12 protein-coding genes and 1 pseudogene are annotated in these 15,186 nt (G+C 45.5%); 3 read left to right on the top strand and 10 right to left on the bottom strand.

Annotation, left to right across the window (positions count from 1 at the left end; translation table 11 throughout):
- Nucleotides 1-2: 2 nt before the first annotated feature.
- A complete protein-coding gene (locus Q502_RS04485) occupies nt 3-2,036 on the top strand; it encodes an ABC transporter permease subunit (protein ID WP_102819335.1) in 2,034 nt (677 codons plus the stop codon).
- 67 nt (nt 2,037-2,103) lie between these two features.
- Nucleotides 2,104-2,931 carry a 5'/3'-nucleotidase SurE gene (gene surE / locus Q502_RS04480; protein WP_102819336.1) on the top strand — a complete coding sequence of 276 codons (828 nt, stop codon included), beginning with the start codon at nt 2,104-2,106 and terminating at the stop codon, nt 2,929-2,931.
- Here the strand turns inward: surE and Q502_RS04475 are convergent.
- The 10 genes from Q502_RS04475 to Q502_RS04430 all read right to left on the bottom strand — a co-directional run bounded on the left by Q502_RS04475 (nt 2,928) and on the right by Q502_RS04430 (nt 14,121).
- On the bottom strand, nt 2,928-4,295 hold the full coding sequence (locus Q502_RS04475; protein WP_146739762.1) for a hypothetical protein: 1,368 nt from the start codon (nt 4,293-4,295) through the stop codon (nt 2,928-2,930). The two genes, surE and Q502_RS04475, sit on opposite strands and share 4 nt — an antisense overlap.
- Before the next feature lie 196 nt (nt 4,296-4,491).
- Nucleotides 4,492-5,763: a hypothetical protein gene (locus Q502_RS04470; RefSeq protein ID WP_102819339.1), complete on the bottom strand. Its 1,272-nt coding sequence runs from the start codon at nt 5,761-5,763 to the stop codon at nt 4,492-4,494.
- A gap of 31 nt (nt 5,764-5,794) precedes the next feature.
- Nucleotides 5,795-7,093, bottom strand: coding sequence for a hypothetical protein (locus tag Q502_RS04465; protein WP_102819340.1), 1,299 nt, complete (start codon nt 7,091-7,093; stop codon nt 5,795-5,797).
- Between the two features lie 24 nt (nt 7,094-7,117).
- Nucleotides 7,118-8,200 carry a DUF362 domain-containing protein gene (locus Q502_RS04460; protein WP_102819341.1) on the bottom strand — a complete coding sequence of 361 codons (1,083 nt, stop codon included), beginning with the start codon at nt 8,198-8,200 and terminating at the stop codon, nt 7,118-7,120.
- 12 nt (nt 8,201-8,212) lie between these two features.
- Complete coding sequence (locus Q502_RS04455; RefSeq protein WP_099829356.1) at nt 8,213-8,584, bottom strand: multidrug efflux SMR transporter; 372 nt, start codon at nt 8,582-8,584, stop codon at nt 8,213-8,215.
- 13 nt (nt 8,585-8,597) lie between these two features.
- Nucleotides 8,598-9,482, bottom strand: a complete 885-nt coding sequence (locus Q502_RS04450) for a decaprenyl-phosphate phosphoribosyltransferase (RefSeq protein ID WP_102819342.1) — start codon at nt 9,480-9,482, stop codon at nt 8,598-8,600.
- A gap of 110 nt (nt 9,483-9,592) precedes the next feature.
- Entirely contained in the window at nt 9,593-11,962 is a 2,370-nt protein-coding gene (locus tag Q502_RS04445; RefSeq protein WP_258002038.1) for an HD domain-containing phosphohydrolase, read from the bottom strand.
- A gap of 118 nt (nt 11,963-12,080) precedes the next feature.
- Nucleotides 12,081-13,058, bottom strand: coding sequence for a 2-hydroxyacid dehydrogenase (locus tag Q502_RS04440; protein WP_102819344.1), 978 nt, complete (start codon nt 13,056-13,058; stop codon nt 12,081-12,083).
- A complete protein-coding gene (locus Q502_RS04435) occupies nt 13,055-13,492 on the bottom strand; it encodes a GNAT family N-acetyltransferase (protein WP_102819345.1) in 438 nt (145 codons plus the stop codon). Before Q502_RS04435 ends, Q502_RS04440 begins: the two co-directional genes overlap by 4 nt.
- A complete protein-coding gene (locus tag Q502_RS04430) occupies nt 13,489-14,121 on the bottom strand; it encodes a lipopolysaccharide assembly protein LapB (protein WP_102819346.1) in 633 nt (210 codons plus the stop codon). The genes Q502_RS04435 and Q502_RS04430 overlap by 4 nt, the downstream gene beginning before the upstream one ends.
- A 479-nt stretch (nt 14,122-14,600) precedes the next feature.
- Here Q502_RS04430 and Q502_RS04425 point away from each other — a divergent pair.
- Nucleotides 14,601-15,186 (top strand): annotated as a pseudogene (locus Q502_RS04425) (transposase); the annotation flags it as partial.

Genomic DNA, 15,186 nt, shown 5'->3' with positions numbered 1-15,186 from the left:
GTATGTCGGTCGTGATACCGATCTTCTTTACCCTTGGACTGCTTCCTCTTATAGTGAGAAGGAAGTGGTCTATGGGTTTGTCTGTTACCTTCATTCTCGCAATCGCGACTATCGCTCCTACGGTTTGGGCTCTGTATGTCTCATTGACGGAATTTGGCATCTTTCAGACGGAACCTGTCTTTTCCGGTCTGAAAAACTACGAGATTGTGCTAAGAGATTCCGGTTTCAAACTCTCGCTGAAACTGACGGCCCTCTGGTCGACACTGAAATCGGCAATTGAGGTCTCAATCTCCTTCTTAATCGCGCTCAGGTTGAGAAAAGCCAACAGGTACAGCAAGTCCGCTCTTCTGCTCTTGGGTATAGGCTGGTTTATACCATCATTCATAACGGTGTCCGGATGGAGGGTCTTTGTTCAGGGATACGGAGGGTACTCTTTGTTGAATACCCTTCTTGGCACAAGTATTGACGTGACTCTCAACCCTCTGCACGCATTTCTTTCTTCCCTACTTGTAAGCGTCTGGCTTTCGATACCTCTCTCGACCATGATAATTCTCGGGATGCTAGGGAGAGTTTCAAAGGAACTGGATGATGTAATGAAAATAGACGGTGCGGGAGATCTCACAACCGCCTCTATTCTGTTTGGAGAGATAAGATATCTATTGATTCCGTACTTCTTGTTTCAACTTGCCAGATCGATGAAGGAGTTCACATCTGTCTTTCTTATGACCGGAAACGGTCCGTTGCTGCCTGAGGGATTCACTCCGCATACCTTGACCGGTTCAACTTCATTTCTCGGAATCGTTCTCTTCAGGAAATTCAATACGGCAAAGGATTACGGACTTCTCTCCGCTTACGCGGTATTCGTAGGAGTATTCGCACTCATATGGATCCTGGGCGCGCTCTTTTCTCGAGGAGAAGTGCCAAAGAGACACAGGCGGGTTCTCTATCTCAGCAGCGCGGCACACATTCTTCTGGGGCTTTTCGCAGGCTGGAACTGGCTCGTTTTTCCCGTTGTTGCCGGATATTCGATACTCCCGCTAATAATACCCCGCTTCAGGAAGCCGTTCAGACGGCTAGTGGGAGTTCTGTTGATATACGAAGTCGTCATATTCATTCTGAGCGTTGCTCAAAATGGTATCAGTGGCGTCATTCCGGCCACCCTTCTAAGCGTGCCTATGATCCTTCTGTCTATAAGATACAGATTTCCTCACTTCGATTTTTCCATTCCCGGATGGCTTAAGAGAGCGCTTCTTATTGTCTGTCTGGTTCCCACCGCAGTGATAGTGATCTACATACTCTTTCTCTCCTTCGCTTCCGATTCGGACATTGTGCCTTCAATCTCTGAACTGACACTGGCAAATTACGGCAAAGTGATCTCCGACGGACTCCCGGGCAACATATTCAATACTCTGAAGATCGCTTTTTGGGCCTTTGTGATCGTTCTTCTGGCTGGAGTTCCCTTTTCCTATCTCTTCTCTTTGAAGAGAAACATATTTGTGAGGATTGTCGCTTCAGTGATTCTCTTCGGAAGCCTCTACAACGGAATGCATACGTTACTCCCTATGTACTTTGTATTCGACAAGTTGGCCCTCGTGAACAGCTTGTTCGGAGTTGGGATGGTTGTATGTATTCAGGCAATGCCGCTAACTATTTTGCTGCTTGGCGGCTTTTTTTCTTCTGTCCCGAGAGAGCTCCGGGAAGTCTCTCTCCTCGAGGGATTATCGGAAACCGGCTACTTATTGAGAGTTCTTATTCCTCTTTCAATGCCCATAATCGGCGGACTACTCATGTACACTCTAGTCTCAGCATTCAATTCCTTCTCCATGCCGCTAATCCTTCTAAACAGTCAGGAACTCATGCCTTTCTCTCTCAAGATCTACAGTTACGTGGGTGAAGTAAGGAGCTTCTACACCTCCTGGAATTTATTCGGAGCGGCCTCGGTAATAGGGGTTATTCCTCTCCTTCTTTTCTTCAGAAGCTCACTGAAGCTCATTTACAGCTCGAATCTACGTGATCAGGGAATAGAATATGACTGAGCTTCACTCGAGGCTTTCAGGAAAGAATCCTTCATTTACGATACAATATAGATGGTGGTGAATTCTTTTGAAAATACTTTTGACTAACGATGATGGAATCCAGGCGACTGGAATAAGGTCGCTCGCGAAGAGACTTTCAAGGTCTCACGAAGTGACAATAGTTGCTCCCGAAAGCAACCGGAGCGGCGTAAGTCACTCAATTACATGGTTGACGCCGGTACGGATAAGAGAGAGGGAAACAATAGAGAACGTCTCCTCCTTCTGCACGAGCGGAACTCCAGCAGACTGTGTGGTTGCTGCTGCAACGATCACCGGCATTGACAGGTTTGATCTTGTGCTAAGCGGCATAAACCATGGCCAGAATCTTGGGGTTGACATCAGGTACTCGGGAACATTATCTGCAGCACTGGAAGCCAGGGTACACGGGATACCTGCCATGGCAATCTCCGTGGTTAGCGAGGAGAATCCAGATTTTCTGGCAGCTGTGGACTTCTCTGAAAGTTTCGTAAGAGAGTATGACTGGAAGAAGCTTCCGAAGCATACCGTTCTTAACGTTAACGTGCCTGCGATACCTAGAGACAAGATCCGGGGAATCAGTTGCACAAGACCTGGTGGTCTCATAAAGAGACGCTGGTTTGAGAAAAAAGTAAATGAATGGGGTGAGGAGGAGTTCTGGATGCGGAAGGAGATCCTCCACGATTCTCACGATGAAGACCTTGACTTTGTAAATGTCGACAAAGGGTTCATCTCGGTAAGCCCCATCGATTTCTTTGGCTCCTGTGACTCAGATTTCGGATTCTCTCTCGAAGAAGATTTAAGGCGCTTTTCAAGTCACTGGTTCAACAATAGAAATGCCAGCGATTATATTGCAGGAATTGCTGAAAGCAAAACCTAGAAGTCTATAGAAGTTGAAAAGCCCATGCTGAGATCAAATCTGACAGACTCATAGAGATGTATTCTTGCTCTTGCTAACAGGACTAGCTTTTGATTCATAAGAAACCTAGCTTGAGCAGATATCATAAATTCGTGTGAGATAGGCGTCACAAGTCCATACCAATTTTCGTCGTAGGGGAAATCGTATTCCGAGTCTATATCTATAGTGCCTTTTCTGAGATACTCCATCGTAACATCTAGTCTCATAGTCGAGTTCTCGTATTCAGCACTCACCAAGCCCAATGCTGCATCCGGTCCATACGGAAAGCCAAAGAATCCATTGATTGCTCCCAGTTCCTCAATCCATAGCGGATTCACAAATCTGCCTTCTTTTTCCTTTCTATTGTACATATAAGTCGTTGAATGATAGTACTCAAATCTAAGCTTTAAACCCCCACCTCGTAAAAGCGAGCTTTTCCTTACTGAATAATCTGCTTCCATAATGCGGGGCCCCAAGAATTCGTTTCCTTCAAGTAGAGTAATCACCCCTCCTACCAACCAACCAAATGCATTTGGGTTTGATTCATGAGATTGACTTTCGACTCCAGTCACTAAGTCGTCAAGTGTGAACTCACCGTAACCAAGGACATTGCCTATGTTCATCTCCATTCTAATTGCACCCATTATGTTTGAGCCTTTCTGATAGGTGTTGTGGTGCAGAATGAAAGGAGCAAGATCCTCCAAATCAGGATATGCACCGTGTACAAGGTTTTGCTCCACCACAGATATGAGAACGTTTTCGTTGAGGATCTGAATTGTGTGTCCTATGAGCGTCCTCGGGGCATTATAGATGCTCCTATCAGAAGTAATCGCGTAGAAACCGTACGATAAATCTCCGAAGATACTTCCTGTTGTCAGATTGATCCACAAATGATCAAAATAAGGAAAGCTTTCCGATAAAATGAAGCTATAGAAAGAACTTCCATAAGCGATTTTCCTTCTTCCCAAAGAGAAAGAAAGTACATCTTCGTTCATCTCCAAGTAACCAACTCTCGGGAAATTGAGATCAATAGTCGGAAGAACATAGCCTTCAGTATAAGGGAGGTTGCTTTTCCCTCCTGTTTTCAGAAAAGTTGATGGAACCTGTCTAATATCAAAACGTAGTATCAATTCGCACTTTGGGAAACTCATTTCTGTTGAAAACTCTGCAAACGGGGGCATAGACAAGTATCTTTCGAATTCTCTCATTGTAGCCTTGTTATCATCAATCATAAGAGGCATGTTATTCATGGAAAGAACGGGCGAAAAAGTAAATCGAAATTCCGACCAAGAAACGCCAATAATCGGAAACAAGAGCAGGTAAAGAAGCATTAATCTATTCCTCATAACCTCCACCTTCAGTCACCACATAGGTTGCTGGAAAATAAGCTGCTCGTAACCCGATAGTTCTTCTAAATTAAAACAAATTAAGATTACGAGATCTAAACGATGCTGATACTTCTGAAGAGCACGACGGGATCTTCCAAAATGCGGCATTAACATCTTAGCCTTCTCATGCTTCTCTTCCTCTATCTAGTTTAGACTAGTTCAGACTCAGTTTGCCAGCCAGATCTTCGATCCCCTTCACAACAAAAGGCAAACAATATACTAAGACGGGTAAGAGAAGCCTTGCTTCCGACGTCCGACCGATCATGAAGTTCATAAAGATGAAAGGTACTACCCACAGCCAAGTTGATTTGTAGAACGGAATCTTCCAAGCAAGAGGAGTAAAAACAGCCGGAATCGAAAGCAGTATGACTGGATAAACTAGGGACCAGATGTTGTTAAGGTTAAAATCATATTGAAAGAAATTCAGATAGTATTGAGCTTCAGGAAACAGTACTCTAGACAGCACTACCGTGAAGCCCAGTGGAACCAATACTAGGACTGCTATCTTTAGCCAATTATCAAGTCTCTTCAAATTCGACTTGTCCGACATTTGATACAAGGAGTAAATGACTGCGATGAATAAAGCGTGATCTGTTCTAGCAGTACATGCTAGCAGAACCAACGAAATCATTGTTGCGAAGGCGCTCCTTTTATAGATGGCAATCAACGAGCCTGTAAAAAGCGACAACGAGAACATTGTCTCCGCCTGAAGAAAATCCTGAGTCGCAAACGGCAAGAGACCGGCAAACAGAAGAACAGCCATAAGGGATGAATAAGGACCTGCAAAGTTCTCAGTGAAGAAGTATAACAGGATGAAGAAGACAATGGAAAAGAAGAATCTAGCCGTCACATGCCCGTAGTAGATCCTGCTTTCTTCAGTGTCGTCTATCAAGTAATTCTTGAGTTCTTCAGGGATGTGGCTCCCAACTGTAAGAATCAACCTGGCCGGATCCATTGCATACTCTTCGATTTTGAGAGACTGAATGTTTGCTTTCAAGATGTTCTTGATTAGTTGATTCTCTCCAAACACAGAAGACAGTAGATTGTCAACGTTCTCATTAATAACATTCAAGATGGACATCCGCTCTTCCACAGAGAAGAACAGATCGAAGCTCCTGCGGAACTCTTCATCCCAAGCTTCTTCTTCCAAGAGCAATCTTGACAAATACTGATTGTTGATGTCATACCACTTCAGAGGTATGTTCTTGAAGAAATACTCAATCAAATAGTAGACTCCAAAACGAAATTGATCAGGTGCAACGCTGTTTCCTGCAATTACATCTCTGTGACAGGCCACACGCGAGTACCTTGAATATGTCAGAAGTCTGCTATCTGTAGTCCATACAGTCATCGATGCAAAAACATAAGAGAGAATCACGATCAACAATAATACCACGAGTAGCCACTTCTTTCTTGATGAAAGCACTTTATTACCTCTCATACTTAACAAGCTCCTCTCATATTGCTTCATCGCAATTTCTTGTTGCATCAACAATCCCAACGATTGTTAGTGGGATAAAATAGACTAAGACCGGTAAAAAGAGCCTTACATCAAAAGTCTTCCCCACGGCAAAGTTAAGAATCGTAAAGGGTATAACCCATATCCATGTCTTCCTATACCATTCAATCTGTCTCAACTTGAATGAAAATACAAGCGGAATACATAAGAAGATCGAAGGAAAGATCCAAGACCAGATGAATGCGAAGTTAAACCCAAACTGAAAAACATCAACATAGTACTCCGCATAAGGATATACAATGTTTTTCAGAAACAATGTAGCTATGACCGGAATGCTGAGAAGTACTATTCCATGTACAAGTGTCGAGATCTTTCTTACTCTCAATGCATCAAGCCCGTAATAAAGACAGAATATACCTGAAATGAAGAGAGCGTGATCTGGTCTAGCTGTACATCCCAAAATAATTAGCAGAGTAAGGATAATTCCCGTTCTGCGTTTGAGCATGGCTAGTAATGATGCAGTAAAAATACAGACCGAGTACAGGGCTTCAGCTTGAAGGAACTCCTGAGTTACGAAGGGAAGAATCGCTGCAAACGTAAACATCGAAAAAACGGATAAGGGCCGACTTAGGAAACACCGAGCATAGAAATATATGAGAATGTAGAGAAGTGAACTGAAGAAGAACCTGGAATTGAAATAGCCGTTCATAATTCTTGTTTCATCGCTGTCTGGATCTAGGTAAGATCTGATGTCTGAAGGAAGCAAATTACCTATCAACAACGCAGTGCGCTTTACATCAGATACATAATCCTGCCATCTGATCTCACCAATTAGATTTTTGAGCAGATTCTGCGCCAAGACACTGTCCTTGAACAAGTCTTCCAATATGCTGTCTATAGTGTTATTGATAGAAGCTATCAGTTCTTGCTTGTTGGCCTCAGTATACATGTAATTGGCACTCTTCATTATTTCTGGAGTCCAAGCAGCTTCATCGGTCAAGAGATTTGAGAGGTTCTCGTTGTAGTTGTCAAACCATTTTAGAGGAAAATACTTGAAAAAGTGTTCAATAAGCATAAAACCGCCTATTCGATATTGCTCGGGTGCAGTACCCTTTCCCAACACAAGATCTCTGTGTATACTAACTCTCGAATATCTTGAGATGGTCAGAAATCTGCTATCGGTAGTCCATACAGTAACGGAAGTGAAGACGTATCCGAGAACGAGCGCAACAAAAAGTACAATGAATGACATTCTCAATCTACTTGACCCAGAAAAAGACTGTGATTCCGATTTCATAGATACCTCCCATGGTATTGTCGGCTAGTAGTTGTCCCACAGACGGCCCCAGGGGCTCTCTCTCTTCCACTCCTCGAATGTCTTGACGCCGTGCTTCTTCCACCAGTGCTTATCGTGATAGGTATCTGAAGCGGCCACGAAGACTTTTACAAGAGGCGTGTGGAAGAAGAGTTTCTGAAAGACCTTCAATGGGCTGAACCAGAGCAGATCACCGACTCTGCTGGCAAAATTGTCTCCCACGTGGAATTGCAGGTTCACTCCAGACACATCGTCCCCGACCAACTCTATGTTCTCAGGCCTGCCGTTCCCAAGGCCCTCTTCATCGGCCAGCCTTATGTATTTCAAGTCCATCGGATTGAAGCCCATCATCTTCGCCGCAACCGCGTCAATAGCGACCTGGTCTTCACTGGCGAGTATGTAGTCTGCCTTCACCGGGATCAGTGTTCTGGGACCGGGTCCGTTTCCCGCAGTCGTTCCATCCATAAAGGCAAACAACCCTGTGTGAATCTCCTTCTGTATCTTCAACAGATCGACAAGAGTCTCGTGAATCCATGAATGAGTGTAATGCCTCTTCACGTTCAAGAGACCGCCGAATGCGTTTTTCATCGCGCCTGTGGTCGTCGTATAGATGTGGCACTTCATCGTCGGAAGCTGAATTATGTTTTTGCCGAAGAAGTAGTCAGGAAGCTTCACTCCCTCGGGAAAGATCTTAGGCAGAACCGTCAGTTTGCTTTTTGGCGTATATTCAATCCATGACATGTCTTTCGGTTCGAAGTTGTACAGGACGGGGATATTGTATTTTTCATAGACGATGTCATACTTGTTCTGTTTCTCTCCGTACTTCGGCCTCGTAACCACAGTCTTATTTTCTACCGAAACGATGTCGTTCATGCCTTCATCCTTCAGTGCGAGCACCACGCCTTCTAGCTGCCACGGCGTGCTATTGGCGCCCGGCATTGGAAGATGCCAGGAAATGTTGTCCTTCAAGATTGTCGTGGCACTTACGTCCAAAGCCTCTTTCATACCGGCAAGTTTTGCAAGCCTTCTATAGTCATCCAGGACAGTCTCCGGTCTAGTCTTTAAAATCGCAACTTTCGTCTTTTTCATCTTCTACCTCCGCTATTTCGCTATCGCAACCAACCAAATCCCTACCGCAATGACGGCTATTCCCATGAGCTTCATTGCGCTGAGTCTTTCGTCAAACAGGAAAACCGCCGCAACGGTAACGATCGCGAACCCGGCACTCGTCATTATCGGATAGGCAACTCCCAGTTTCATCTTCGTCAGAACTACGCTGTAGAAAATGAAGGCAACTCCGAATGAGAAAAGTCCCAGCCAGACGCTGATGTTTGTGATTGAATTTATAAGCATCCCCTTAAGTCCAACGGTGTTTATGTCAGGCGCATTTTGCATCCCGTATTTCAACAGGACATTTGCTCCCGCGTTGAAGACTATTGCAACGACAAGTATCATGGCCTCAGTAAAACTCATAATTCGTCCCTCTTTACAACCAGATTGGCAGATAGATTGCCAGCATAACAGATACTAACCACAAAACAACGGTAATCGCTATTCCTCTGTCTCTTGTTACGACTTCCGTCGGGTCGCCCTCTCCATTCTTGAAAAGGAGAAGGAGGTATCTAAACATCCCATAGGTTACGAAAGGCACAGTGTAGACAAGCTTATCAGTACTGAATTTCACAATCGTCGCCGGATCAAGACAGTAGAGAGTATAGGCGATGATAGTAACAGAGGCCGAAGCAACCATAAGGTAGTCTAGATATCTGTCGTTGTAAACGCTCAAAACCTTTCGGTGATTGTTGCTTTCTTCTTTAAGTGAAAGCAGCTCGTTTCTCCTCTTTCCAAAACCCAAAAAGAGCGAGAGAAAGAAGGTTGTAACCACTATCCATCCCGTAGGAGTTGCATCGATAGCGTAAGCCCCTGCCATTACTCTTATCACGAATCCCGCAGATATGCAGAAGGCGTCAATCAATACGATCTCCTTGCCCTTCAGAGTATAAAAGATATTCTCAACAACATAGAGAAGTAAAAAAACAAGAGCAAGGTATGGAAGAAAGAGAGCAATCAGGACCGCAACGACACTCATTACTGCTGCGACTGTTGCTGCATCTCTCACACTGATCTCACCGGAAGCAATCGGCCTATTCTTCTTTCTGGCGTGATGCATGTCGCTTTCACGGTCTTTGATGTCGTTGAAAATATAGACGCTGCTTGAAACGAGGCAAAATGCAACGAAGATCAGCGTAGCACTCAGAAGAGAGTTTGGGTCGGCAAGACTCGAAGAAAATATCAGCGGAGCAAAAACGAACAGGTTCTTTATCCAGTGTCTTATTCTTATCACTCTGAGCGCGATAGCTAGATCTACCATCTTTTTCTCCTGAAGAAGCTTGTGATTATTTAAGAGTCGAGTATCTCATAAGTGCCAAGCTCTCATATATTAACACACAGGCTTGAAAAGTCGACAATGCGGAGTTGAAATCATCCAGTGAAGTTAAACCCTTTATCGAACAGCTCGAGACAGGCATCTACGACTCTTGCATCATAGAGCTTTCCCTTACCGCTTCTGATCTCATCAAGCGCCGCCTGAAGACCGAGTGAAGACCTATACGGTCTGTGAGACGCCATCGCTTCCACAACATCGGCAACGGCTATTATTCTAGCCTCGAGAATAATCTGATCCCCCGAGATTCCTTCGGGATAACCGCTTCCGTCAAGTCTCTCGTGATGCTGCAAGATTGCGTCTGCCACCGGCCAGGGGAATTCGATATCTTTGAAAAGCTCACATCCCGCCGTCGGGTGAAGTTTGATCAAATCGAACTCGAGATTGGTCAGCTTTCTTGGTGTGTTGAGTATCTCCGCGGGAACCTGTATCTTTCCCACATCATGAATCATCGCCGAAAGCCTCAGTCCCGTTAGCCTGTTCTCTTCGAATCCCAGCTTTTTGCCGATTGCAACAGAAAGCTCTGCGACTCTCCTTTGATGACCTGAGGTATAAGGGTCCCTGAGATCTACGACCGAAGCGAGAACGTTCACCGATGCCTCCATCGTTTTTGAAACAGTCTCCAGACTCTCTCTCAGCTCTTCGGTACGTTTTCCGACTTCTCTTTCAAGATGGAAGCTTCTATTACCCAGTGACCCGATCAGGACTGCAAGCGACAGAGTTACAGTCAGTCCGATCGCGAGGATGAAGATCCAGTAGTTCATGGGGTACACGACGCTGAAATCCGGCCCTGGATGGGCAACAATAACGAAAAGCCGCCCGAACAGCATTACCGGAAGGGCGATGTTATTCTCATTTTCCGGATAGTGCCATATGGAAGCCTCCGCAGACTCATGTACATGTAAACCAGATTCCCGCGCCGAGGAAAACAGCAGCACAGGTTTTCCGTCCGAGTCGATCTGATAAAGCCCCAAAATAACTGTTGGATCTCCATTACTGGGGAGAATCGGAACGGCACTGTGAAACGCTTGTGAATGAAAGATAGCCCCTACGAATCCAGTTTGACCCTGCGGTCTCTCCTCGACAATCGGTCTGAAGACAAAGAAGTGGAGGGCTTTCTCTTCGTTCGTCGGAACGACGACAGGATCGCTTGCCCACATCAGTCTAAAAGCAGCTGCCTTTTCAATAGCTTCCCCGACCGACTCGAGAGATCCCAGGTCTAACCCCAGCAGATTTCTGTTGCTCTCTAGAGGCTCAATGTACTGTATCGGGTAATATGACTCGCGATCCAGATTCCTTTCCTTTCCGCCAGATTCACCGGGTTCCCAGACGAAGAAGTCCGGAAAGCCTTCACTTCTGATACTTTCTTCGAACGACTCTATCTCGCCCGGCGAAACCCTCTCAATCCAGAACCATGAAATCAGTTCGTTGTTTTTCGAGAGTGAACCTACGTAGTTCAAGAACTCCTGCCTGTAAACAAAGCTGCTTGACTCAAAGAACCTGGCAAGAGCCTCGACCTGAAAGTCTTCAATATTCTTCATCGCTCTGGAAAACGAAGTTACGTGAGTCGCGGCCAGACCTGCAAAGGCGTCATTTCGCGCTGCCTCCTGTCTGTCATGAACTAGAGATGAGACCATGATGGTAACAGCGACTCCAAATGCGGCAAAGGCGATAGCCTCAAGGTACCTCTGAACTCTCTTTTCCTTCTTCTCTTGAGGCAGCTTGTCTCTGCGGATGATGAAGAATCCCGAAAGTATCGCCATCAATATCATAACCAGAGAGAAAACTACGGGCTTAATCGCATATGATAAAATCCCTTTCCGGAAGTCGTTGGCTTCAACGTCTATGCCGAGTACGGCAAGGAGTCTGCCTGAATTTTCATCGATTACGGGAACCATTACCGATACCCATGTTCCCCAGCTGTCAGTAATTACTGGCAGCACTCTGGCCTTCTTCTCCCTGAAGACTTCAAAATCATACTCAGTAGCATCGGCGTATATGTCTCCCGGAAGAGATTCGTCATCTGAACCGGGCGGCTCGGAATCAATGAAAAAGAACAATTCTCCAGATTCCTTCTGTCCCAACAGGTAGATGGAGCGGTATTGAGGAAATAGGGCATTTACTTGCTCCAGCTGGCTCTTGAGTCTCCAGTATTCAGGCCTGTCCAGATCATCTATGCTCCCTGAAAGCCTCGAAAGTTCGTCCAAACTGAGACCGCAGTGGACAAATCTTGCCTGTCTCAAAAGCCTGTCCGAAAACTCCCTCCTTCCCCTGGCTATCTCGGCAAATGAAAGCAGAACACCAAGAAAAAGAATCATAACGACAGAAATAACAACGACGGCAAGACCGGATAGTTTAGCAGCAAAGCCAACCAATCTTTTGGAAAGACCAAAGCTGGGACCTCTCATCAAAGGCACTTATGGACACCCCTCTTCGAAAAACTTTCTCAACCAGATTTTAACACAGGATTTCTCTTCAGCCACAACGTGCTCTTTGAAGAGACCGCGACTTCACTTCTTCAAGCGGCTAATACAATTCGTCAAGATCGATCTCTTCCTCCGGCTTTCCCTTAAGAAGAAAACTCTCGATGTTCTTTAACGCGCCATTCACCATTGACTGCATACTCTCCACCGACCAGCTTCCGACGTGCGGTGACATGACGACATTGGAAAATCTATGAATTGGATATCTCGATGGAAGTGTTGCGGGCCGATCACTTGAGGGATACTCGTACCAGGCATCTATTGCCGCGCCGGCGAGAGTTCCGCTTTTCAGAGCATCATACAGAGCCTGCTCCTCAATTACTCTTCCCCTGCTCACATTGACCAGGTACTTGTCCTTCATCTGACTTAGCAGATCGGAACCGATGATCCCCGCCGTCTTTTTCGTCAGCGGAAGAGCAACGAATACAAGATCTCCGGCCCGAACGGCATCGTGAATATCGTCTGTTATTTTCTTCACGTAAGGGAACCCGCTGCCAGGAGTTCTCTTGAATCCCGTTATTTCGCATTCAAAGCCGCTGATCAGTTTTGCTATCGCCTGCCCAATTCTGCCTAGGCCGAGAATAGAGCACCGCTTACCGATGATCGAGTACCAGGTCGCCTCCTTATTGGATGGCCGACCCAACCACACTCCCTGAGCAAGATCGTTATGAAGTTCGACCACTCTTCCCGTAACAGCTAAGGCCAGAGCTACGGCTCTTTCAGCAACGACCTCGGCATTCTCATGGGTGTTTGAAACAATGACACCACGTTCTCTTAACCGCTCGAGAGGCAGACCATCAACGCCTGTCCAAGGGACCACAACCATTCTGAGATTTCTAGCCTTATCAAGGTCGGCTTGCGAAAGATTTCCTTTTACTATTACCTCGGCATCGGAAATATGGGATTTCGGATCACTGTTGCTGGAGTACGAGATGAAAGAATGTTCGGGAAATGCTTTTGCAAGCTCTTCAACTTTTCCTTCCCAGTATCTGTCAAGTCTATTTAGGAATAGGATCTTCACGTTTCTAGCCTCCCACGGGATTTAGCACGAGAAAATCGGAGTTTGTAGCGAACCAGTCCATTCAGAGTCTGGATTTCATTCACAATATTGAACCCTATCTTCTCATAAAAACCGACGGCATCCTCGTCTGTCCACACCGCAAGAGTATCTATCATGAAGGCATCTATAATTGTCTTTATGAGTGTGCGGCCGAAGCCTCTCCTTCGCTTGTCTTTCCTGACAGCAAGATGCAGAAGCTCGGACTCTTCAAGCTCATGGAGCTTCAAACCGGCTACAGCAACTATGCTTTCTCCCTGCCTCATAGCAAAGAGTCTTCTCTCCGGAGCCTGATACATCTTCAATACTTCTTCGGACTGCTCCGGTCTTCCCAGACATTCGGAGAAGATCTCCGCAAATCTTGAAGGCAGGTTCTTGATTTCTACTTCCCTAATCATCTTTCCAACTCCTCACCGGCCATAATCGTTGCTTGAGAATCAGGCGCGTTTTCCTTCAACCACTCGTAATGAGTTGCAGCTTTATCGTTCATGCCATTGCGCATATAAAGCTGAACAAGCTTAAGCCTCGCGTTCAGCTGTATCTCTATACTCAAGCCTTCCTCAGCTAAAACCCGAACTATGATCTCAAAATCAGAAATGGCTACATCTAGCTTTCCGAAAAAAGCCGGTATATTCGCGTAAGCGTTAGCCCTTATGACTCTTATTAAGATATCGTCAGGATTCCCTTCCACTGCCCTATCCAGGTGATCGATCCCCTGGTTCAGATTCAACAGCTTTCCAAAGGGGTTCCAGTCATCTCTCGCTCTGAGGAGGAACGAGGACCCAAGATAAGCTCTGGCCAGTCCCAGGTCTCTTCTCTTGAGAACATCTTCGAGGATTCTGATAGCCTTCGTGACGGAATCTTTGTCACCTTCCAGACCGGCATCGTGGTAAGCAATTCCCAGCTCGATGGCAAGATCGATGTTTTGTGGGTCTTCTTTGTGAAATCTCTCCAATTCGGAAATCGAATAACTTGCACATACAAACACTCCGGCAAGCAAGACAATCAAAATTAAGGTCCTTCTCATTTTCTCCCTCCTCTGTAAATATTAGCATATGAAAAGATCTCCGAAAAGAGTCACTGTCACAAAGCACCGCTTCCATTGACTTCGATCGGAGTAATTCAGCCGGCATGAACCTATAGTCTGAGCTCAGAACCTTCCTCGAAAACCGTAAGCTGCCTTTGGCGTGTTCATTTGCTCAGACGAACACTAGGACTGCCAAGGAACTTTAAGGACCTCGATATAAGCCTGTTTTCGAAAGCTCCACATAATGCTGGCCTCCATCAAATCGATGCGAACCTCTCCACGGCACTTTGGAGGAAACAAAAAAAAGCAAAGCGAGAGGCCACATAACTTCAGTTGTTCACTTGCCTCGTCTGGAACCTTCATTCCCGAAAAGTCTAACGATGAAAATCTTCGTGAAGCATTGAAAAGACTACGTTAGAGTTGTTTTCTATAGATTTATCCCTCGTTATATATTATAATGTATGTAACGAGGTGAAGAGATGGGGATTGTCTATCAGAAGAACAAGAAAACAGGAATCACATATGTCTACAAAAACGAAGCCTACTGGGACAGGGAAAAACAACAGTCCAGAGCCAAGAGAACCTTAATCGGCAAGCTGGATCCAGACACTGGAGAAATCGTACCAACCAGGTCATACAGGAAGGATTCTGAACAGAAGGATGGCATTTTGAGAAAGCCTGGACCTGTACCAATAACCAAAATCCGAAGGGATTTCTATGGTGCTTGCTATCTTCTCGATCAGGTTGGAAAGATCACCGAAGTTGCAGCCGATTTGAAAGCCTGTTTTCCCGACCGTTATAGAATGATTCTATCGATAGCCTATTATCTTATTCTCGAAGAGAATAACTCACTCAGTCGGTTTTCTCATTGGCAGAGACTGCATGCCCATCCTTATGGAGAAGACATACCATCACAGCGCAGCAGTGAGCTGTTCCAATCCATTTCCGAAGAAGAGAGGATGATGTTCTTCAAGAAGCAGGGCAGACGTAGAATTGAGAAAGAATACTGGGCCTTTGACATCACTTCCATCTCCAGTTATTCAGAGACACTGAGACAGGTCAAGA

Origin of the sequence: Mesotoga sp. Brook.08.YT.4.2.5.2., from assembly GCF_003351125.1 — a bacterium.
Lineage (GTDB): Bacteria > Thermotogota > Thermotogae > Petrotogales > Kosmotogaceae > Mesotoga.
The sequence above is the reverse complement of the archived record's forward strand: the minus strand, read 5'-3'. Positions and strand labels throughout refer to the sequence as shown.

Bases quoted from the DNA above. Each gene is read 5' to 3' on its own strand.
- Q502_RS04485 (WP_102819335.1), top strand. From the start codon at position 3: ATGTCGGTCGTGATACCGATCTTCTTTACCCTTGGACTGCTTCCTCTT.
- Q502_RS04475 (WP_146739762.1), bottom strand. From the start codon at position 4,295: ATGAGGAATAGATTAATGCTTCTTTACCTGCTCTTGTTTCCGATTATT.
- Q502_RS04465 (WP_102819340.1), bottom strand. From the start codon at position 7,093: ATGAAATCGGAATCACAGTCTTTTTCTGGGTCAAGTAGATTGAGAATG.
- Q502_RS04460 (WP_102819341.1), bottom strand. From the start codon at position 8,200: ATGAAAAAGACGAAAGTTGCGATTTTAAAGACTAGACCGGAGACTGTC.
- Q502_RS04455 (WP_099829356.1), bottom strand. From the start codon at position 8,584: ATGAGTTTTACTGAGGCCATGATACTTGTCGTTGCAATAGTCTTCAAC.
- Q502_RS04450 (WP_102819342.1), bottom strand. From the start codon at position 9,482: ATGGTAGATCTAGCTATCGCGCTCAGAGTGATAAGAATAAGACACTGG.
- Q502_RS04445 (WP_258002038.1), bottom strand. From the start codon at position 11,962: ATGAGAGGTCCCAGCTTTGGTCTTTCCAAAAGATTGGTTGGCTTTGCT.
- Q502_RS04435 (WP_102819345.1), bottom strand. From the start codon at position 13,492: ATGATTAGGGAAGTAGAAATCAAGAACCTGCCTTCAAGATTTGCGGAG.
- Q502_RS04430 (WP_102819346.1), bottom strand. From the start codon at position 14,121: ATGAGAAGGACCTTAATTTTGATTGTCTTGCTTGCCGGAGTGTTTGTA.